We start from the raw sequence: 5,898 nt of genomic DNA on the forward strand, positions 1-5,898 counted from the left end.
TGCTTCTTCAAATTGCATCTCCTTCGCAAGTGATTTCATTTGCGTTTTAAAATAATGAAGGGAGGACTTAAAATTACCTTTGATTATCTGTCTAATATCATCTATCTGTTTATGGTACTCTTCAGAACTTTGAAGTCCTTCACATGGGCCTTTGCAATTTCCAAGATGATATTCCAGGCATAATTTATATTTTCCGGCATTTATTTTTTCAGGGGACAAATCATAATTACAAGTCCTCAGCGGATAAACACTTTTTATAAGTTCAAGTAAAATTTTTACGGTTTTCATACTGGTATATGGACCAAAATATTCAGATCCATCCTTTATAAACTTTCGAGTCGGAAATATTCTTGGAAAGCGTTCATTTTTAATACAAATCCAGGGATAGGATTTATCGTCCTTGAGTAGTACGTTATACCTTGGCTGGTATTTTTTTATTAGATTATTCTCAAGAAGTAATGCATCAGATTCAGTTTTAACAACAATGTGTTTTAAGGAATCTATTTTCCTTACCATTACACGAGTCTTTCCGTACTCATGCTTCTTATGAAAATAAGAAGAAACCCTTTTTTTAAGATTCTTTGCCTTACCCACATACAATATTTTACCATCCGCATCATAGAATTGATATACTCCCGGACTGTCAGGTAATGTGCTAAGTTTAATCTCTAATGGTATTTCGGGCATAAATTTGTATCCAGAATGGTTCTCTTCAATACAAAGGTAAGTTACAATACAATTATAATTAATTGTGTAACACTCCTGTTAAGTTTAAGGTCATAAAGGTCAAAATTTACAATTTATTAATATCCCCGATTAACAATTTTAGAAGCAAAAGGTTCTCATATCTCAAGCTAATATATAATCATCTGAATTTCAGTTTTTTAAGATCATATATTTAAAGTTTTTGTAATATTTAGTAGTAAGAATAATGTTAAGAGAATTGTAAATAATGTGCATTTCAACGATTAAATGGTGCGTTTTATAGGATAATTGACATTTATTTCTTTATATTTAACCAATAAATTTTAATAACTACATGGAAAATTATGTCATCACTTTAGGTATGTACCTTATTTTGATGCTATTTTTTAAAATATATTTTGCTGTTGCGGCAAAGGATTAATTTTAATTAAAATAGTTCCCCAAAACTAGCTACAGGTTTAATCGGTATTTATGCTAAAAAAAGAGCTTCGATTAAACTATATTCATCATAGAAATGAATTGTCTTCAGAAACAATTTCAAACTACAGTTTAGAAATTGCAAACAGGGTCTTGGAATTACCTGTATGGACGTTCGAATTTTATCACCTTTTTTTATCAATTTCAGAAAAAAATGAAATTGATACTGCTTTCATTATGTCTATTCTACAGGGAAAAGATAAAAATATTGTGCTCCCAAAAGTGTTAGATGATACCAGTCTCATTCATTATTTACTTACAGATAATACCGTTTTAAGAAAAAACAAATGGAATATTCCGGAGCCCGTAGATGGATTAGAGGTGCCTCCGCTTAAACTAGACGTAGTATTTATTCCCCTTTTGGCATTTGATAGACGTGGATACAGAGTGGGTTATGGTAAAGGTTTCTACGATAAGTTTTTAAAGGAATGTCGTGAAGATGTTATCAAAATTGGTCTTTCCCTATTTAAGCCTGTGGATAAAATTAGTGATATACAGAAACATGATATTCCAATGGATTTCTGTGTTACTCCTGAGAAGATCTATATTTTTTAAGATACTTTTTTTCCAAAAGCCTTTTTATTAAATACGATTAATATGCCCACGCCTGTACTAATGGCAGTATCTGCAACATTAAATACCGGTTCAAAAAATCGAAAATTATCACCCCCAACCCAAGGAACCCAATCCGGCCAATTTGTATCAATTAGAGGAAAATAAAGCATATCAACTACTTTCCCATAAAATAAGCTGCCATATGGTTCTTCAGAAAATAATGTCGCCAATTGGTTATAACTGTCATTGAAGAGAATCCCATAGAATAAGGAATCAATAATATTCCCAAGCGCTCCGGCGAAAATCAGGGAAACAGCTGTAATAAGAGTAACCGTTGCCTTCTTCTTAATAATGTCATATAGCCAATATCCAATTCCGATAATTGCAAAAAGGCGAAAAACGGTGAGAACCAATTTGCCGATTTTGTCTGAAATCGGTAAAATATCACTTAATTTGGCTCCCCAAGCGGCTCCCTCATTCTCAATAAAAAGAACTCTAAACCAAGAAAAAACTTCTGTTGATTCTCCTAGTTCAAAATGGGTTTTAATATATATTTTACTAAGCTGATCTATAAGTAAAACAATCACTATAATCAGCATTGACCTCTTAATATTCATTCCTTTTTAAAATAGATTCGGCTAAAATAGGAATTATTCTATCAACAGAAGGGCAGGATATTCATTTAAAACAAACCCATGGAGAATACCAATTAATCTTCTTCATTAGAATGCGCCGGCGTTCTAATGGATTACATAAAATTCCTGCTGGAATTGACAAAGAATTGCTGACTGTACAATAAAATACGTTCCGTGAACTTACGACAATATAAAAACTTACAATTTATATTCCTATAAGATTGATAAACGAGAGATAAATAGCAGCTGATCTCTATTTTTGCATGTTTTTGGCCTCAATGCTAAGAGTAGCATGAGGTACCAACCTAAGCCTATCTTTATTAATAAGTTTCCCTGTTACCCGACAAATACCATAGGTCTTATTTTCTATCCTCAGCAATGCATTCTTAAGATCCCGAATAAATTTTTCCTGGCGTATTGCCAACTGAGTGTTGGCTTCCTTACTCATGGTCTCTGAACCTTCTTCGAAAGCCTTGAAAGTTGGAGAGGTATCATCAGTTCCATTATTCCCATCGTTCATATATGAACTCCTGAGTAATTCGAGATGGCTTTTAGCTTTCTCAATCTTTTCTTCTATAAGTACCTTGAATTCTTCTAATTCTTTATCGGTATACCTTACTTTTAAATCCTGTCCCATAATTTTAGTGTTTTTGGATAGACAATTTTGTGTTTACATCATCAAAGGAGATGGCCACGCCATCTTCCATTTGTTCTTCAAAATTAAGCTCAGAGGTTAAGGTTTCGTTCTTTATATAACCGATATTACTCTTAACTGCTCTTTCGACTAAACCGTCCTTTAATATTCTGATATCTATTTTATCTGTTACTTCAAAACCAGAATCTTTTCTCAAATTTTGAATCCTATTTACAAGTTCACGAGCTATCCCCTCTTGTTTTAGCTCCTCATCAATGGTTATATCCAAGGCCACCGTCAGTGAGCCCGAACTGGCAACCAGCCAGCCTTCTATGTCCTGAGAAGATATCTCTACATCTTGTAACTGTAATATAATACTTTTATTTTCTATTTCAAGTGAAATTTTACCTTCACGTTCAATTTTTTGAATATCATTCTGTTCCAGCTTGCCAACCGCGCTACTTATTAGCTTCATGTCTTTACCAAACCTTGGGCCCAGTACTTTGAAATTAGGTTTAATACGCTTTACCAATATCCCTGAAGCGTCATCCAAAAGTTTAATTTCTTTTACATTAACCTCGGTTTTTATTAACTCTGCAACGGCTTCAATTTCTGAACGCTGTTTTTCATCCAAAACAGGAATCATTATTTTATGCAAAGGTTGGCGTACCTTTATTTTTTCTTTCTGGCGAATAGATAATACAAGGGAAGATATGATTTGCGCTTTTTGCATTTTACTTTCCAATTCCTTATTCACAAATTTAGAATGATATTCCGGAAAGTTAGCTAAATGAACACTTTCAAAAAGATCTTTGCCAGTGGTTCTGGTCAAATCTGTGAACAACCTATCCATAAAGAATGGTGCAATAGGCGCAGAGAGTTTAGCGATGGTAACTAAACAAGTGTATAATGTCTGATATGCAGAAACTTTGTCTTCCTGGTAATCCCCTTTCCAAAATCTTCTTCTGCTTAAACGAACATACCAATTACTTAGATTTTCCTGTACATAATCTCCAATGGCCCTGGCGGCTCTTGTAGGCTCATAATTGTCATAAGCCTCATCCACTCTTTTTATCAGGGTATGTAATTCCGATAAAATCCATTGGTCAATCTCCGGTCTATTTGCTAAAATTATTTCTTCTTCTGAATAATTAAATTCGTCAATATTGGCATAAAGAGAAAAGAAAGAATAGGTGTTGTATAGTGTTCCGAAAAACTTCCTTTTTACTTCTGCAATCCCTGCAGTATCAAATTTAAGGTTATCCCATGGGTTGGCGTTAGAAATAAGATACCACCGTGTAGCGTCCGGGCCATATTCCTTTATAGTCATCCACGGGTCTGCAGCATTTCCTAGTCGTTTCGACATCTTTTTCCCTTCCTTGTCAAGTACCAACCCATTGGAAACCACATTTTTATAGGCCACGGAATCAAAAACCATTGTTGCAATAGCATGCAATGTATAAAACCAACCTCTGGTCTGGTCAACACCTTCTGCTATAAAATCTGCAGGAAAAGTTTCACGCTTATCAATAAGGTCTTTATTTTCAAAGGGATAGTGCCATTGCGCATAGGGCATGGACCCGCTGTCAAACCACACGTCAATAAGGTCATTCTCACGCTTCATTGGTTTTCCTGAATCTGAAACCAGGATAATCTGATCAACAATATTTTTGTGGAGATCTATCCTATCATAATTCTCTTCAGTCATATTTCCAACCTCAAACTCCCTGAACACCCCAGATTTCATAAGACCAGCCTCAACAGATCTGGCCATTTCTTTTTTCAATTGTTCCACAGAACCTATGATGATTTCTTCTTTACCATCCTCAGTTCTCCAAATTGGCAATGGTATCCCCCAAAATCTGGATCTTGAAAGATTCCAATCATTTGCACTTGCCAGCCAATTCCCAAATCTCCCTTCCCCGGTAGTCTTAGGTTTCCAATTGATTGTTTGGTTGAGTTCATACATGCGCTCCCGAACGTCTGTAATTTTTATGAACCATGAATCCATAGGGTAATATAATATTGGCTTATCTGTGCGCCAGCAATTGGGATAACTGTGCACATATTTTTCAACTTTAAAGGCCTTGTTTTCTTCTTTTAAACGAATGGCAATTTCAACATCAACAGAACGTTCAGGCGCTTTCCCATCTTCATAGTACTCGTTTTTAACATATTTACCTGCCAGATCTCCCATTTCTTTTCGAAATCTACCTTGTAAATCCACAAGGGGTACCGCATTCTCATTTTCATCCAATACTAACAATGGAGGCACTGGTGGGTCTGCCTTTTGTGCCACCAGCATATCGTCTGCACCAAAAGTGGGTGCAGTATGCACTATCCCTGTACCATCTTCCGTAGTTACAAAGTCGCCTGTTATAACCCTGAAGGCATTTTCAGGATTGCTGTATGGCTTTGCATAATCAATTAGTTGCTCATATTTTATTCCTACTAATTCTTCGCCGATACAGGATCCGACTATGTAATAAGGTATTTTTTTGGCTTCCTGAGAAAAAGATAACAGTTCTCTCTCATTTTCAACCTTAATAAATTTACCTGCAAACTGTTGGCCTACCAGGTTTTTTGCCAAGATAACAGTAATAGGTTTAAACGTATATTGATTGTATGTTTTTACCCAAACGTATTCAATTTTTGGTCCAACGGTCAGTGCAGTATTTGATGGAAGTGTCCAGGGTGTAGTTGTCCATGCAAGGAAATAAAGTTCATCTTTAAACGGCTCCAGAAATTGGGGCAATGAACTAGTTATAATTTTAAATTGAGCGGTTACTGTTGTATCGGTTATGTCCTGATAAGTGCCGGGCATATTCAATTCATGAGAACTTAAACCTGTACCTGCTTTTGGCGAATAGGGCTGAATTGTGTATCCCTTAT

General features: G+C 35.3%; 5 protein-coding genes. 1 reads left to right on the plus strand and 4 read right to left on the minus strand.

Annotated elements, in window-relative coordinates:
- Positions 1–687: GIY-YIG nuclease family protein (locus WBN20_RS12055; protein ID WP_424281860.1), on the minus strand; the 687-nt coding region annotated here is incomplete at its 3' end.
- Between the two features lie 489 nt (positions 688–1,176).
- On the opposite strand from WBN20_RS12055, the gene WBN20_RS12060 reads away from it, so the two are divergent.
- Positions 1,177–1,737 (plus strand): 5-formyltetrahydrofolate cyclo-ligase, encoded by a 561-nt coding sequence (locus WBN20_RS12060; protein ID WP_424281861.1) that lies wholly within the window; start codon positions 1,177–1,179, stop codon positions 1,735–1,737.
- Here the strand turns inward: WBN20_RS12060 and WBN20_RS12065 are convergent.
- The 3 genes from WBN20_RS12065 to ileS all read right to left on the minus strand — a co-directional run.
- Positions 1,734–2,354: a lipoprotein signal peptidase gene (locus WBN20_RS12065; RefSeq protein ID WP_424274994.1), complete on the minus strand. Its 621-nt coding sequence runs from the start codon at positions 2,352–2,354 to the stop codon at positions 1,734–1,736. The genes WBN20_RS12060 and WBN20_RS12065 overlap by 4 nt on opposite strands.
- Before the next feature lie 271 nt (positions 2,355–2,625).
- Complete coding sequence (locus WBN20_RS12070; RefSeq protein WP_424271029.1) at positions 2,626–3,009, minus strand: TraR/DksA family transcriptional regulator; 384 nt, start codon at positions 3,007–3,009, stop codon at positions 2,626–2,628.
- Positions 3,010–3,013: 4 nt separating this feature from the next.
- Positions 3,014–5,898, minus strand: a 2,885-nt coding sequence (gene ileS / locus WBN20_RS12075) for an isoleucine--tRNA ligase (RefSeq protein WP_424281862.1), incomplete at its 5' end; no start/stop codon positions are given.

Origin of the sequence: Eudoraea sp., assembly GCF_049665975.1 — a bacterium.
Lineage (GTDB): Bacteria > Bacteroidota > Bacteroidia > Flavobacteriales > Flavobacteriaceae > Eudoraea.

Excerpts from the sequence above, each read along its gene's own strand:
- WBN20_RS12060 (WP_424281861.1), top strand. The coding sequence starts at position 1,177 with ATGCTAAAAAAAGAGCTTCGATTAAACTATATTCATCATAGAAATGAA.
- WBN20_RS12065 (WP_424274994.1), bottom strand. The coding sequence starts at position 2,354 with ATGAATATTAAGAGGTCAATGCTGATTATAGTGATTGTTTTACTTATA.
- WBN20_RS12070 (WP_424271029.1), bottom strand. The coding sequence starts at position 3,009 with ATGGGACAGGATTTAAAAGTAAGGTATACCGATAAAGAATTAGAAGAA.